The organism is Blautia sp. KLE_1732_HM_1032 (genome assembly GCF_025147905.1).
GTDB classification, from domain to species: Bacteria; Bacillota; Clostridia; order Lachnospirales; family Lachnospiraceae; genus Blautia_A; species Blautia_A fusiformis.
Genome location: NZ_CP102266.1, coordinates 2,448,251 through 2,461,481 on the forward strand (window position 1 = coordinate 2,448,251; position 13,231 = coordinate 2,461,481).

General features: G+C 41.0%; 16 protein-coding genes and 1 pseudogene. 1 reads left to right on the top strand and 16 read right to left on the bottom strand.

Annotated features, from left to right (window positions below; all coding sequences use genetic code 11):
- Window positions 1–76: 76 nt before the first annotated feature.
- From NQ489_RS11725 to NQ489_RS11760, 8 genes are all read right to left on the bottom strand, one after another.
- The gene (locus tag NQ489_RS11725; RefSeq protein WP_044960794.1) at window positions 77–988 is read right to left on the bottom strand and encodes an amidoligase family protein; all 912 of its coding nucleotides are present in this window, start codon (window positions 986–988) and stop codon (window positions 77–79) included.
- A 44-nt stretch (window positions 989–1,032) separates the two neighbouring features.
- On the bottom strand, window positions 1,033–2,334 hold the full coding sequence (dcm, locus tag NQ489_RS11730; protein WP_147554346.1) for a DNA (cytosine-5-)-methyltransferase: 1,302 nt from the start codon (window positions 2,332–2,334) through the stop codon (window positions 1,033–1,035).
- Between the two features lie 75 nt (window positions 2,335–2,409).
- Window positions 2,410–2,982, bottom strand: coding sequence for a hypothetical protein (locus NQ489_RS11735; protein ID WP_006428276.1), 573 nt, complete (start codon window positions 2,980–2,982; stop codon window positions 2,410–2,412).
- Between the two features lie 218 nt (window positions 2,983–3,200).
- Window positions 3,201–3,494, bottom strand: coding sequence for a hypothetical protein (locus NQ489_RS11740; protein WP_006428275.1), 294 nt, complete (start codon window positions 3,492–3,494; stop codon window positions 3,201–3,203).
- Complete coding sequence (locus tag NQ489_RS11745; RefSeq protein ID WP_198013382.1) at window positions 3,482–4,390, bottom strand: ParM/StbA family protein; 909 nt, start codon at window positions 4,388–4,390, stop codon at window positions 3,482–3,484. The genes NQ489_RS11740 and NQ489_RS11745 overlap by 13 nt, the downstream gene beginning before the upstream one ends.
- A gap of 257 nt (window positions 4,391–4,647) precedes the next feature.
- Entirely contained in the window at window positions 4,648–5,427 is a 780-nt protein-coding gene (locus tag NQ489_RS11750) for a hypothetical protein (protein WP_015513365.1), read from the bottom strand.
- 13 nt (window positions 5,428–5,440) lie between these two features.
- Window positions 5,441–6,211, bottom strand: coding sequence for a phospholipase D-like domain-containing protein (locus NQ489_RS11755; protein ID WP_015513364.1), 771 nt, complete (start codon window positions 6,209–6,211; stop codon window positions 5,441–5,443).
- 116 nt (window positions 6,212–6,327) lie between these two features.
- On the bottom strand, window positions 6,328–6,678 hold the full coding sequence (locus NQ489_RS11760) for a hypothetical protein (RefSeq protein WP_006428271.1): 351 nt from the start codon (window positions 6,676–6,678) through the stop codon (window positions 6,328–6,330).
- 132 nt (window positions 6,679–6,810) lie between these two features.
- On the opposite strand from NQ489_RS11760, the gene NQ489_RS11765 reads away from it, so the two are divergent.
- Window positions 6,811–7,062, top strand: coding sequence for a helix-turn-helix domain-containing protein (locus tag NQ489_RS11765; protein ID WP_015513363.1), 252 nt, complete (start codon window positions 6,811–6,813; stop codon window positions 7,060–7,062).
- Window positions 7,063–7,116: 54 nt separating this feature from the next.
- Here NQ489_RS11765 and NQ489_RS11770 read toward each other — a convergent pair whose 3' ends face one another.
- The 8 genes and pseudogenes from NQ489_RS11770 to NQ489_RS11805 form a co-directional block, all read right to left on the bottom strand.
- Window positions 7,117–7,725, bottom strand: coding sequence for a DUF6664 family protein (locus tag NQ489_RS11770; RefSeq protein WP_006428269.1), 609 nt, complete (start codon window positions 7,723–7,725; stop codon window positions 7,117–7,119).
- Window positions 7,726–8,021: 296 nt separating this feature from the next.
- Window positions 8,022–8,519: pseudogene (locus tag NQ489_RS11775) on the bottom strand (carboxymuconolactone decarboxylase family protein); the annotation flags it as partial.
- Window positions 8,520–8,534: 15 nt separating this feature from the next.
- A complete protein-coding gene (locus NQ489_RS11780; RefSeq protein ID WP_006426948.1) occupies window positions 8,535–9,089 on the bottom strand; it encodes a flavin reductase family protein in 555 nt (184 codons plus the stop codon).
- A gap of 20 nt (window positions 9,090–9,109) precedes the next feature.
- Window positions 9,110–9,613, bottom strand: coding sequence for a flavodoxin (locus NQ489_RS11785; RefSeq protein WP_021650495.1), 504 nt, complete (start codon window positions 9,611–9,613; stop codon window positions 9,110–9,112).
- 128 nt (window positions 9,614–9,741) lie between these two features.
- Window positions 9,742–10,743: an aldo/keto reductase gene (locus tag NQ489_RS11790; protein WP_021650494.1), complete on the bottom strand. Its 1,002-nt coding sequence runs from the start codon at window positions 10,741–10,743 to the stop codon at window positions 9,742–9,744.
- A 144-nt stretch (window positions 10,744–10,887) separates the two neighbouring features.
- Window positions 10,888–11,574, bottom strand: coding sequence for a flavodoxin (locus tag NQ489_RS11795; RefSeq protein WP_021650493.1), 687 nt, complete (start codon window positions 11,572–11,574; stop codon window positions 10,888–10,890).
- Between the two features lie 45 nt (window positions 11,575–11,619).
- The gene (locus NQ489_RS11800; protein WP_006427000.1) at window positions 11,620–12,252 is read right to left on the bottom strand and encodes a flavodoxin family protein; all 633 of its coding nucleotides are present in this window, start codon (window positions 12,250–12,252) and stop codon (window positions 11,620–11,622) included.
- 18 nt (window positions 12,253–12,270) lie between these two features.
- Window positions 12,271–13,158, bottom strand: a complete 888-nt coding sequence (locus NQ489_RS11805; protein WP_015528535.1) for an aldo/keto reductase — start codon at window positions 13,156–13,158, stop codon at window positions 12,271–12,273.
- Window positions 13,159–13,231: the final 73 nt, after the last annotated feature.

Sequence of the window (13,231 nt, forward strand, 5' to 3'; positions counted from 1 at the left end):
CTCTTTCTTCTTTTTCTTCATTTTGCATAAGAACAGCCGGATGTTTCCACCCGGCCGGTCTGTTCTCGTTATTCTGTTATCTTGCATCTTCTGTCCGTCTTGGATTCTGCAGACAGGCATAGGTGCTTTTGTCATACCGCCATGCCTTATCCCCGTCCAGATTGACAAGCAGATGCTTCCGCACATTTTTATACTCGTCCCCGATCAATCCGAGACGAAGTAGAAAGGTACGGAATGTAAATGCCGGGTTATCCCCAATCTCCGTCTTTTTGGCATGGGTACAGGATTGGTTGATCGCCTGTGCGGATATGGCCAGTGCCAGCGTAATGTTTGACCGGACTTTTCCTGCATGGAGGGTGCTTTCAAAACAACGCCATTCCAGTGTTCCCTTGGAAAAAACAGCATGTAGGTTTAAGGCATAATACCTTGTCCAGTTGTAATGCTCGGAGCTTCCGTCATTTCCCTCATACCATGCCCTTTTGAATTTTTCCATCGTGATGGTGCTGTTTGGCATCCGGCGGATCTTCTCCAATACCATAGGACGGACTTTCTGACAATACTCATCTTCCCTTCTCGTCTGTACATTTAAGGCTTTGAACAGAATATCCTCTTTGCAGTACATGATCGTCAGTGCATTTTTCAGACTCCTTGGTGTATGATTGGATGCGTCCACATGGACATGCATGCCACAGGATGAATTGACAAAAGCACCTGCGTTTTTGACACACCGCACCACTTCCTGGAGTTTCCCCATTTCCGAATATTCCAATTTCGGGGATACCATTTCTGTCGAATAATCTCCATCGGCATCTATTACAGTACCATTTGCCAGCCTTTCACAGTCGATACTGCTGTCTCTTGAAAATTTCCACGTTTTTCCATCTGAATCTTTTACACACCAGGAATCGTAAGAACGGATATGATATGGCTCTGTTCCGAACATTCTTCCAATCGCAACAGCCGCATCATAGCGGCTGATACCTGTCATCTCAATCTCTGTACCAAAATACTGGTCTTTTAGGTCGATCTGCTTCACCCACCCTTCGCTTCTGGAACAGGTGAGCCGCTTTGGATCTCTTCATCTACTGCTTTCAAATTTCTGCCTATTGCTTCAATGACATTGACAGTGACACCATTACCGGCCTGCTTGTAAAGCTGGTTATCCGATGTTTCTTTTTCCATCTTGGAAATCTGACCATCCCGATATCCCTGCAGCCGCAGACACTCCCTTGGCGTCAGCCTGCGGATTCTGCCGTGGTAAATCACTCCATGACGGTCAGTTGCCGTAATGGTGAACATTGGCTCTTCCGGTTCTTTCATCCTTCTTCCATTCTGGCGGACTTTTTCCTTGGCCGGTGTCAGCACTGCCCTTGGCGGTTCTTCCACCAGCACCCCGGAACTTTCGCCTCTGTGGTTATGGATGCTGGAATCCTGTCTGGTATTCAGACATCTTGCAACGTCTGTCACCAGCGGCGGAGGGGAGATATCTACAAAATGCAGTGTTCCCTGCTGGTTTCCGGTCGTCAGGGTATGGGCGATCTCATGCCCGACTCTCCCCCTGCGACTGTTGATTCCCGGATATCCGAGATCGATGCTGTCCCCCTCGTAGGCCATCTTGTATCCTTTTCGGGTGTTTTCCTTGATTGGGATACCGACTTCGTATAATCCGGTCTTGCCGCCCATACCACCAGCCCCGCTGGTCAGCGTGCAGCTCAGTCCTTCTTCTGCGTAGACTCTTTCTCCCTGTTTGCCAGCATGGACTTGTATAAGAGCTGTTCCATTTGCTTTTGGGAAAGGTAATATTTTTCCGGCACATCTTCCATCAAGATATCCGACAATATACACCCGCTTCCTTGACTGGGGGACTCCGAAATCCTTGCTGTTAAGCACTTTCCATTCGACATGATACCCCAGTTCAGATAGCGTACTGAGGATGGTGTGAAACGTCCGCCCTTTGTCATGCGAAAGCAGACCGGGTACGTTTTCAAGGAGAAAATACGCAGGTCGTTTGTCTGCAACCAGTCTGGCAACTTCAAAGAAAAGGGTTCCTCTTGCATCGGCAAATCCTTCCCTTCGTCCAGCGATTGAGAATGCCTGGCAAGGAAATCCCGCACATAAAAGATCAAAGTCCGGCATTCGTTCTGTTTCAATATTTCTTGCGTCATTGCAGAACCACTCTCCTTCCGTATCAAACAGCACCCGGTAGTTGTGGTCTGCATATGCATCTGCTTCACAGTGTCCGACACAGGTGAAGCCCCCTGCCCTGTGCAGCCCTTCTCGGAATCCTCCGATTCCACTGAACAGGTCAAAAAATCGAATTGTTCCGGCTATCAGCCTCCCTTCGCTGCGAAAAAAACAGTGCAGATTTCTCTGCACCGTTTCCGTCTCTTGGTTTCTGTTTTGTGATGTCTATTCTTCTGATTCCGCTTCCTCTGGCTCAGATTCTTCTGCTTCTTCGGTTTCCAGTTCTGTTGGCTCTGCTTCCGCTGGCTCTTCGTTTTCTGGCTCTGTCGGCTCTTCATCTGCTTCAGCTTCGTCCGGTTCTGTCATTTCTCCGTCTGTTTCAGCTTCCAGTGCTTCTGTCTCAGGCTCTTCTGCTTCAGGTTCTACTGACTCTTCATCCGGTTCTGATTTCGCAGTCTCAGGATCTTCCATTTCTGTTTCTTCGGCTTCCTCTGACTCTGCTTTCCATTTGGCTTCTTCTTTTTCGATTGCATCTTCGATAAGCCCGATTAAGAAGTCTTTCTGTTTCATGCCATTCCTGGCGAGGACTGCTTTCAGTCTGGAAAATAAATCCTCGGTTACCTGTACTGCTACTGTTCTTAAATCTGCCATGTTCGTCTTTTCTCCTTTTCTTGTCATGTGTTCTTCGATTACCATTTCAAGGTATTTTGGTATGCTGATTCCTAACTCTTCGACTTCCAGTTTTAGCTTTTCATGCAGCTCTACCGGGATTTTTCCGCATATGTTTTTCATCTCCATTGTGTTCGTTCTCCTTTCTTTTTTCTACATACAACATACCCTAAAACGTGACAGAAAGCTATTCACAATACCCAACGAATATGAGGCTCTCAAAAGCTCCCAAAGGATGCAGATCCAATAACATTCAATAGGCATCACCCCTTTCAAAAATCCGTGATTTATACTAATTTGACTGCTTGAAATTTGGCTATTTTATCACCAGGAAAGACTTGACTTTTTCAGAATGCATCCTCAAGCCCGGAGAGAAAATCCAGCATCTGGGACGGGATTTCTTCCTTTTTTGAAACACTCTCCCCGGAGCCAGAAATGGAAACACCTGCCAGTTCTTCCCGGATTGCCTGCCGGATGCTTTTCTCCAGCTGGTTGTTTTCCTGATCTTTTAAAATCACCTGAACCAGATAGCTGCTCTTCTGTCCATCTGGAACACTTTGCAGGATCTCCCATGCCTTTTTGTGATCTGGGTTATCAAGGTTCAGGCGGAACGAGAAAACAGGTCTCTTTACTTCGCGCACATCTGCCCCACAATCCGCTCATAGCCGGAAGCATTGGCGTGTACGTCTGTCAGGTAAATCTGCCGACACAGCCCGTCCTGCGGTGTCACGTGCCGTTTCAGAATGCTGGCTCCGCCGCCCATGATCACGGACGGAATTGCCTTCAGATCGAACCCAGCTTCCATAATTGCAGACAGTATTTTCTCCGTGTAGAGCCTTCCCTGCCGGATAATGATTTCTTTTGCGGCCGGGTCCATGCTGCAGCTCTGGCCGTTCAGAACACGTTCGATCTGAATATCCGTTACAGACAGTCCGGTATTTCTGCGTACCTGCTCGGTGATCTCATCCACACACCGGATCACACCAAGTTCCAGGCTGCGGCAGGTAGCGGCATTTGGAACACTGTTGTCCAGCCGCATCAGGTCTACGGTCCAGCCACCGATATCTGCGAGAAGAACAGAAGGCTCGTCCCGAACACATTCCGGGTGGAGAGCCAGGGCTGAGTATCCCTGTGGGAACAGTTTTACATCCTGAATCCGGATCTCATAGCTCTCATCCTCGTACCGGAAACGCAGAGGCTGCTCTTTCCGAAACAGATATTCCCGGAAGCCTTTTTTCTCCCTGCCAAAACTTGCCAGTGGAAGACCGGCTGCCAGAACTACATCTGTTTTCCGCTCTCCCCGGCGATAGCGGATTTCCTGGGCAATGGCTGCCATTGTCAAAAGATAATAATTGTCATTGGAAGTCTTACTTCTCACCAGCGTCTGCCGCCCGGTTCCACACACATAAAATTTCCCATTGTACTGCAGGACATTCTGCATGGTATACGGCTCGTAATCGTATCCGGTCAGTCCGGTCGGGAAACATACATGGGGAGTTTTTATGGCATAATATCCATGGTCAATTCCTATAATGATAAGTCACCACATCCTTTCTGGTTTTTCTTGTTCTTTTCCAGCAGGTGGTCTTTTGGTCTGGAAAAAGAGAAAAAGGGCAGAACCCCGAAGAGCCCTGCCCGTAATAAAAAATACAGTTATGTATATTTACAAACAAATATGCATAACTGTATGCTATCACTTTTAATTAATTTATAACTTGGATTCTCTATTTCTGTTCTTGTAGCACATAAATACTGCTTTAAAATGTTCCTACTAGCTGCCTATGTTACTATTCTTTATTTCACCAATTCATGAATAGCTTTTACCATTGTAAGTCCATAATCAACAAGGAAATTTTTTTGTTCTTCGGAGTATGTCTTTCTTTCCTCTATTGCTTCATCTGTGCAATGTCTAAAGCACTGCATTTTCTTTCTATAATTCTTTACTATCGTATCGTCAATGAAGCCACAACATACATCTTCATATTCTGGTGTGATAAATTTTCCATCTTGTTTCAACAGGTTTTCAATAAGGTTTGCAATCTCAGCAATTTTTTCATCTATATGCATACTATTGAAAGATGCCTGTCTAGTAGAAATTTCAATAAATTTCTGATTTATAGAATCGTTCACCTCAATATTACAAGACTTTTGCTCAAATGTCAGATCTGCTACAAAGGTTCTTCTAGTCGCATAACGAACAGTTCCATTATCATCTCCACCTAGAGCAATAATTCGATTTCTAATATCTCTATATGTAAAGTCTGTTGGATCAACAGGGGGCCTTGCTAGTATTCTAGGAAACTCTTTTATCTCATAACCGAGCATATGTAGATAATATGTTATTAGATAAAACCAACATTTATTTTCACCTGAAAAATCAACATCTGGCTGACACAGTTCTTTAAATTTAGTTATTGCTTCTTCAACATCATAAATCTCAAATTGATAATTCTGAGTTTCCTCTTCACCACAAAAAATATTATATGTATAATTTACCTTTTTAACAGATTCCAGAAAACGATAATGGTATTCGGATTCCTTTATATTTTGAAAATAAAATTCTTTTAAATCCATGAACATACTCCATTCAAAAATCAAGCCACAACATCGACAATTCAGCATCTCTTCTCATTTTCACAAATTCTTCTGCAAATGTTTTTGCTGTTTCTCTATTATGATCTACATCCCAATGTTCCTTATTATAGTTTGCAGCGTTTGTCCAATTGAAAGTACCGTGCATTGCAACTTCTAAATCGATCACACAAAACTTCCTATGCATTATATTTTTGTACCGCTCTGACATCACATCCACCCGATAAACCTCAAAGTGATCTTCCAAAGTGAACGAAGGTTTCTCCTTATTAACACGATTATTATCAATAATAATTTTTACATCTAACCCTTCATTTCTTTTTTTCAATAATTCATCAAATATTTTTTTATTGGTGAACCATGCCATTGCTATCCAAATTGAGAACTTTGCTTCTCGAATTTCATCAATTATCCGATTTTGTATATCATCAAAAAGTATCTCTTGGCTTACTTCTTCTGGTGCAATATTAAGTATTCCGGGTTTTAATACCAATCCGCTATACTCATTATAATCGTTTGGTTCATAAACCTGTTTGCACAAATCATCAACAAAATCTTCATGTTCTTTCAAGACAATTAATTTATCTGGAACAACGCTAATAATAATATACTCTTGACGATGATCTGGCAAATGATATGTAAAAGCCCATTCCTTTTGAAATGAAACAGAAGCAACTTTAAGCGCCTCCACCACCTCATCTTTATGCTCATAATCACTCATCTTTGCTGTTGCTATCAATAAATCCTTATACTGCTGTTCTGTCATAACATCCCCCTATAGCTTTATATATCGCAATGCTATGAGCAATTTCTTTATCACTACTCATTATCGTATCATTTCCTAACAAAATTCGATTTCTACCACTAATGATATCATATTTTTTATTTATAATCTAGGTCTTGTATCCACTCTCCGATCTCTTTTGGTGTGCTTTTGCAAAAATCCTGAATCCACATCTCATGGAGTTTAACTTCTGATTCTGTACTATCTATGTTTCCAACACACCCACCTGTTTCCTGAAGTGCTTCCAGGCAATCCCATTCCTTTTGGAAGTCCCCAGCAAATTCCATCCATACTTTTATATGATATTCCTTAAAACCTAAATGGTAAATCAAGTAGGTCAACCTGTCAAAATCAGCTAACGGCATTTTTTCTTTTTTCAGCAATAACCTTTTATCATGCTCGCTGCATAGATATAAAAATGCAAGCTGCTCTATTTTTGCCTGCTCCATATATTTCTCCCTTCTCTTCTGTCCTTGTCTCACTTTTACAACCGATTCTACCTTGTCCAATCGTTAAAATCAATACAGATGGTGCAAAAAGTGAGACAAGCCATCCTTTTACCAGAGAGGAAGAGATTTAAGATGCCAAAGCCAAGGACACAGTCTGGTGAGAAGAATCTGATTAGCCAGCGATTGATTGAACTTCGCAAGACCCACAATATGTCTCAGCGTGATCTTGCCTATAAACTCCAGTTAGCTGGTTACGATATGGATAAAAATGTAATCACCAGAATCGAAACAAACAAGCGTTATGTCACTGATCTTGAATTAAAAGCCATTGCTGAAATCTTTCAGGTTTCATACATATTTCTCATTGATGGCAAAGATGAATAGAAGTGACAAATGGGGAAGTTCCTTTCGTGCTTCCCCATTTTATCCGTCCCTTTTTTACAAATTTAATAGTTCCAGAATTTTCTGCATGCCAGCCTGATATAAAGATTCCGCATATAATATCCATCTCTCACTAACTTCAGTAACGTATTTGTCTATTGTTTTTCGCTTTTCTTTTGATAATCCCATTGTCTGAACCTGTTCTTCATATTTCGATATTTTTTCAAGCATTCCCTGGTACACTGTATTTTCTTTCAGCTGATCTTCAACCTCATCAATCCAGGTATCCAGCAGCAACTCCAGCAGTTTCTTTGTGTCACCGTCATCATTTCCCAATATTGCTTTTTTAATTTTTCCAAGCATTGCTCCATAGGAGATCATTTGAGCCTGTCCCATATAAAAATGGTACTGTTCTTCTATCATTTCCTTTTCGCTTTCCAGTCGGAAATATTGATGCACTGCCTTATGCTCTTCTGTCGTTAGACTGATTGCCTGATTCGACTCCATAAATGTTTCTATTACTGGATACCTCTCTGTAAGTTCCAGTATTTTATTTTGCAGTCTCTGGTATTCCGCATCATGCTTTTTCAGATAGGTGCAAACCTGTTCTCCTATCCGTATCCCCAAGCATTGCTCATTCCAGATGATATCTGGCTGTGTTGTCATATCGGTGTCTCCCTTCTGTGTAGTTTTCCTGTTCCAAGCACAAGACTATACCACACTTCTGGGAGAAAGCTATTCACCAAACCTACTGAAATCTCCTGGCAGATTCTGTGCAACCTATCCCTTTTCCCACAAAAAAACTGGTATGAAAGACTCCTTGTTCTCTCATACCAGCTATCTATTTCTTATTTAACTGAATACACATTCTTTTCTATTCTCTGTGTATCCTGTACTTATTTATGGCAAAAATCAGACTACAGACACGCTATACACTCTTATGCTACATAATCCAGTTTACTGCAACCAGGTTCAAAAGTCACATTGAAAATTCCAACCTGTGACGTAGACACAGGAGCCAAAAAACTTTTCCCTGTAAAATATTGTGCAAATTTATCATTTGGCTCTCCAATCGGGAATATCATTTTTTTAGCATGAGCTCTCATTGCTTCATCTTCATATGAAAGATCACCTTCGTCTATACTCCAGACATCTTTTGCAAGATTGAATGCCGCCCATCCTTTTGGCCACCCTGCATAAAATGCTATATGGGTAATCACGGCTGCAATTTCTTTCTGAGTCACTCCATGAGCTTTTGCATTTTCAAAATGATGTACTAAAGATGTATTAATCATTCCTGAAGCGATAAGTGCTGTGACTGTTATAATACATCTTGTCTTTACATCAATATCCTGATTATTCCAGTTTTCTCCAAACAAAACATCATCATTAAAATGTGCAAACTGTGGTGCAAATTCATTCAGTGCGTTTCTTCCTGCTGTCTGTACAATTTTTTTCACTTTAATCACCTGTCCTTATTTTAACTTTGCTCCATCCTTAAAAGCATTTCCCACACGTTCTCCAAGTCTGTAATATCCGTGATGTACCGGATCATATGTAATTGGTGTAAACTTACTAAGATCAATTTCTCCGTCATCACCGAGATATTTCTCATCTGCACTTACATTTTTAATTTCCGCAAGATACTTGCTGCCATCAATGACTTTTACAAGTTCACACTCAAGAGTCAATGGAAGTTCATTGATGATTGGTGCATTTACAAATTCACCTTTCGTTGTAGTAAAGCCTGCTTTTTTCATCTTATCTGCTTCTTTATTTGCAGAAACAATTCCCACATAATCGCAGGCAACCAGATGTTCAAGATCTGCCACCCCTACTGTAAAAGCCTTATTTTTTATAATATTGTCTGTTGTCTTATGGGCAGACAAATCTACAATAATCTCATTTGCACCTACAATTCCGCCCCATGCAGCGTTCATTGCATTTGCCTTTCCATTTTCATCATAGGTTCCCAGAATCATAACCGGCTGTGGATATAAAAATGGCTTTGCTCCAAAATTTTTTCTCATTGTTTTATCTCTCCTTATGGTTATTTGTTTATATCAGTATTTATCTGCCCAATCCATTCTGTAATCACCTCTTCTGAAGTTTCCAGATGATCTTTTCCTTTGGAATCAAACTGAATCTGCATTTCATGTGCAAAGGCAGCTCCTTTGCAATTTTCCTCCATATCTTTTATAACATGCCCCGGCCATCCACCATTTGTCATAAATGGAATCACTGTCTTTCCTGTAAAATCATTTGTTGTCAAAAATGTAAGCACTGCAGGTGCCATCGTATACCACCACGTTGGAGTTCCGATAGCAATCACATCATAATCAGCAAGATTTACAGATATCGGATTGATCTGAGGCATAAAGCCTGCCTCTACCTCTCTTTTTCCCTGTTCAACCACATCTTCATGACTGCCGCTGTATGGCTCTGTTGTTTCGATTCTCGCAATATCTGCACCTGTCCCATTAGTCAGCTGCTCTGCAATTCTTTTCGTGTTTCCATTTGACCAGGAATAATATACAACTAACATTTTCTTCATTATCTCTATTCTCCTTTACTTATTTTAGCCCCTGTAAACAGATAGATATAACCCACCATGACTACCGCTAAGAAAGCCACTATTACCCCGATGGTTATCTTTTTCCTTGTTTTCATTGCTCACCTCTTTTATTTCTTCTGTATTTTTGAACCTCCAAACACCTGCGACATCGGCATATGGGCAAGCATCTCATCAATAGATTTTACTTCATCCTGAGTCAGCTTTATATCTGCTGATTCCATATTTTCTTCCAGTCTATTTACTTTTCTTGTTCCCGGAATTGGTACGATATATGGTTTCTTTGCAAGCATCCAGGCAAGAGAAATCTGTGCAGGCGTGACATTTTTTTCTTCTGCAATCACTTTCATCCAGGACATAAATTCATTATTTTCCTTTAATCCTTCTTCTGTAAACTGTGGCATTGCGCTTCGATAATCTCCCGGCTTTTCAAATTCCCCATGGGAATGATATGCTGCTGTCAGTAATCCATTTGCAAGCGGCGAAAATGCAACAAATCCTATTTTCAATTCTTCAAGCACCGGGAATAATTTCTCATAATCCCTGTACATCATGGAATATCTGTTCTGAATCGCTGTAACCGGGCATACTTTATGTGCACGTCGAATAATCTCTTCACTGGCTTCTGATAACCCCCAGTGTGTGATTTTTCCCTGCTCCATTAACTCCTTCATAGCTCCTGCCGTCTCTTCAATCGGTACAGTCATGTCAATACGATGAATATAATATAAATCAAGATGGTCTGTGTTAAGTCTCATTAAAGATCCCTCAATCGATGCTTTAATCGTCTCCGGTCGTCCATCAGGAATCAAAGGTTTATTTACAGTTGTTGCAGTTTCATCAAAACGTATCCCACACTTTGATGCAAGGACAATTTTGTTTCTATATGGCCTTAACACTTTCCCAAGCAGTTTTTCATTGTGATGAGGGTCTTCTGTTGTTCCGTATATCTCTGCCGTATCAAAAAATGTGCAGCCTTCATCGATCGCTTTTTCAATCAATTCTTCTGCTTCTTTCTGTGTTGAAACAGTTCCATATGCATGACTCATTCCCATACATCCAAATCCGATTTCTGATACTTCTAAGTCTCTTCCTAAAATTCTTATCTCCATCTTTATCTTCCTTTTCTATATTTCAAACTTTACTGTAAGTATAAGAAAAAGAGACTCCGGACAGAAGTCTCTCTTTGTTAGGCAGTTTAAACCTAAAGGTTATGTCTTACTTATTACGATTCCTCCAAATATTTTTTTATTCTTTTATAATCCAAGACTGTCTATCCATGAACTGATATCTGATTCAGACGCTCCACCATGGAATCGTTCCCCTTCTTTCCAGTCACCTGTTCCTGTCATCTCTTCCAGAAGATTACCGCTGTCACCGATTCCCGAGGTCGCTGCTGTACAGAATGGGATGACTGTTTTTCCTGTAAAGTCATTCTCTTTTACAAAGTTATCTACTGACCATGCTGCAATTCCCCACCAGATAGGATAGCCAATGTATACCGTATCATATGAATCCCAGTTATCAACTGTTGTAGACACCAGTTCCACATCTCTTAAGCTCTCATCATCATGTTCTCTTGACACCCGGCTGTCATCATCTGTCCAGTCAAGGTCATCATCTGTATATGGCTCCACAGGCTCTATTTCAAACAGATCTGCCTCTGTAATTTTTGCTATCTTTTCAGCAACATCTTTTGTATTTCCTGAAGCTGAATAATATACAACCAATATTTTTCCATTTCCTGTTGATGTATTTTCTGTTGTATCTGTAGTGTTTTCGGAATTTGTATCCGCTTCTTCATTTCCAGACTGGTTTGTACTTATAGACTGGCTGTCATTATTAGAAGCAGACTGGTTTGTATTGCTTGCTCCACATCCTGCCATCAAACCGATTGCCACGATGCATGTTAAGAGTACTGCTGCTATTTTCTTTGTTTTCATTCTAAGGTCACCTCCTGTCGTATAAAATGTTTGTCACGCTAATTTCTATCGGATGAAATTGGTAAATACAAAATCCGGTGCCTTTGGCATTTCAATTCCCATTTTTGTCGCAACATTTTTACAGTTAATGAAATATGCCATATTGTTTCCAAGGATCTGCATAACCTGCATTCCTTCGAGATCCTGTTTTACTTCATCCGGATTCGTCCCATGTACCATATTCCAATATCTCGATGTAATGATCGGCATCTGCATCAGACCAAAATATTTATTTACCTGGTCCCATGTGGCCGTTGTTCCGGCCCTTCTTGCTGAAATTACCACAGCGGCAGGTTTCAGGCGGAATCTGTCGCCGCCACCGTTTAAATCGGCATAAAAGACTCTGTCCATAAAGGATGTGATTGCACCGCCTGCACCACCCCAGTGTACCGGAGTTCCAAATACGAATCCGTCATAATCCCCTGCTATTTCCAGAAATTCATTCACGATATCATCCAGGATGCATTTATTTTTTTCCTGACATTTTCTGCAGGCAATACACCCTGAAATCGGCTTGTTTCCAATCCAAAAAATATCTGTACTTATGCCATTTTCGTTTAATGCACTGGATACTTCACAAAGAGCTGTATAAGTACAGCCATTTTTGTGTGGACTGCCATTGACAAGTAATACTTTCATTGATTTTTCCTCTTATGCTTACCAGTTCTTTTTTTCTTTTGAACTGTCATTATTCTTTTTTCTTTCCTCAACCATCTTCACGAACCATTCCACCATATTCGGATCCTGATGCGAGAAGAAGGAGCTTGTCTTCTTGTCCAGTTCTGCAATAGTCTTCATATCTTCATCAGAAAGTGTAAAATCAAAAACATTAAAGTTTTCTTCCATTCTCTCAATGTGTGTTGATTTCGGAATAACCACTACCCCTCTCTGAATATGCCAGCGAAGCATAACCTGTGCCGGAGTCTTCTGATATTTTTCTGCAATCTCTGCGATGACAGGATTCTCAAAGGTGCCTCCTCTGCCCTCACCGAATGGTGCCCATGCTTCTAACCGGATATCATATTTGTCTGCCCATTCCTTCATCTCTTTCTGCTGATTGAAGATGTGGGTTTCCACCTGATTTACCATAGGTTTAATACGGTTGAAGGATGCAAAATCAACCATTCTGTCTACATAAAAGTTGGAAATTCCGATTGCTCTGATTTTTCCCTCATCGTACAGATCTTCCAATGCATGGTAAGCACCGTAAGCATCTGAAAATGGCTGGTGAAGCAATACCAGATCCAGATAATCTGTCTTTAACTTTTTCATGGATTCAAGAACTGATTTCTTTGCTTCTTCATATCCATAATGTTCGACCCACACCTTTGTTGTAAGGAAGATTTCTTCTCTTGGAATGCCTGACTTTTGGATTGCATTCCCAACCTCTTCCTCATTAAAATAACTCTGTGCTGTATCAATCGCCCGGTATCCAACTTTTAAAGCATCAAGCACACATCTTTCACATTCCTCTTTTGTTACTTGATATACGCCATATCCCAGTATTGGCATTTTTACACCATTATTTAATGAAATATATTCCATTGTCGTATCCTCCTTGTTTTCTTTCATTCATCTTACATTCATACTCTAATACTGATAGATTCCTTTGAGAAGT

What these genes read in the sequence shown, in the direction of transcription:
- NQ489_RS11725 (WP_044960794.1), bottom strand. Translation starts at nt 988, where the DNA reads ATGACAGGTATCAGCCGCTATGATGCGGCTGTTGCGATTGGAAGAATG.
- NQ489_RS11735 (WP_006428276.1), bottom strand. Translation starts at nt 2,982, where the DNA reads ATGGAGATGAAAAACATATGCGGAAAAATCCCGGTAGAGCTGCATGAA.
- NQ489_RS11750 (WP_015513365.1), bottom strand. Translation starts at nt 5,427, where the DNA reads ATGGATTTAAAAGAATTTTATTTTCAAAATATAAAGGAATCCGAATAC.
- NQ489_RS11755 (WP_015513364.1), bottom strand. Translation starts at nt 6,211, where the DNA reads ATGACAGAACAGCAGTATAAGGATTTATTGATAGCAACAGCAAAGATG.
- NQ489_RS11760 (WP_006428271.1), bottom strand. Translation starts at nt 6,678, where the DNA reads ATGGAGCAGGCAAAAATAGAGCAGCTTGCATTTTTATATCTATGCAGC.
- NQ489_RS11765 (WP_015513363.1), top strand. Translation starts at nt 6,811, where the DNA reads ATGCCAAAGCCAAGGACACAGTCTGGTGAGAAGAATCTGATTAGCCAG.
- NQ489_RS11770 (WP_006428269.1), bottom strand. Translation starts at nt 7,725, where the DNA reads ATGACAACACAGCCAGATATCATCTGGAATGAGCAATGCTTGGGGATA.
- NQ489_RS11780 (WP_006426948.1), bottom strand. Translation starts at nt 9,089, where the DNA reads ATGAGAAAAAATTTTGGAGCAAAGCCATTTTTATATCCACAGCCGGTT.
- NQ489_RS11785 (WP_021650495.1), bottom strand. Translation starts at nt 9,613, where the DNA reads ATGAAGAAAATGTTAGTTGTATATTATTCCTGGTCAAATGGAAACACG.
- NQ489_RS11790 (WP_021650494.1), bottom strand. Translation starts at nt 10,743, where the DNA reads ATGGAGATAAGAATTTTAGGAAGAGACTTAGAAGTATCAGAAATCGGA.
- NQ489_RS11795 (WP_021650493.1), bottom strand. Translation starts at nt 11,574, where the DNA reads ATGAAAACAAAGAAAATAGCAGCAGTACTCTTAACATGCATCGTGGCA.
- NQ489_RS11800 (WP_006427000.1), bottom strand. Translation starts at nt 12,252, where the DNA reads ATGAAAGTATTACTTGTCAATGGCAGTCCACACAAAAATGGCTGTACT.
- NQ489_RS11805 (WP_015528535.1), bottom strand. Translation starts at nt 13,158, where the DNA reads ATGGAATATATTTCATTAAATAATGGTGTAAAAATGCCAATACTGGGA.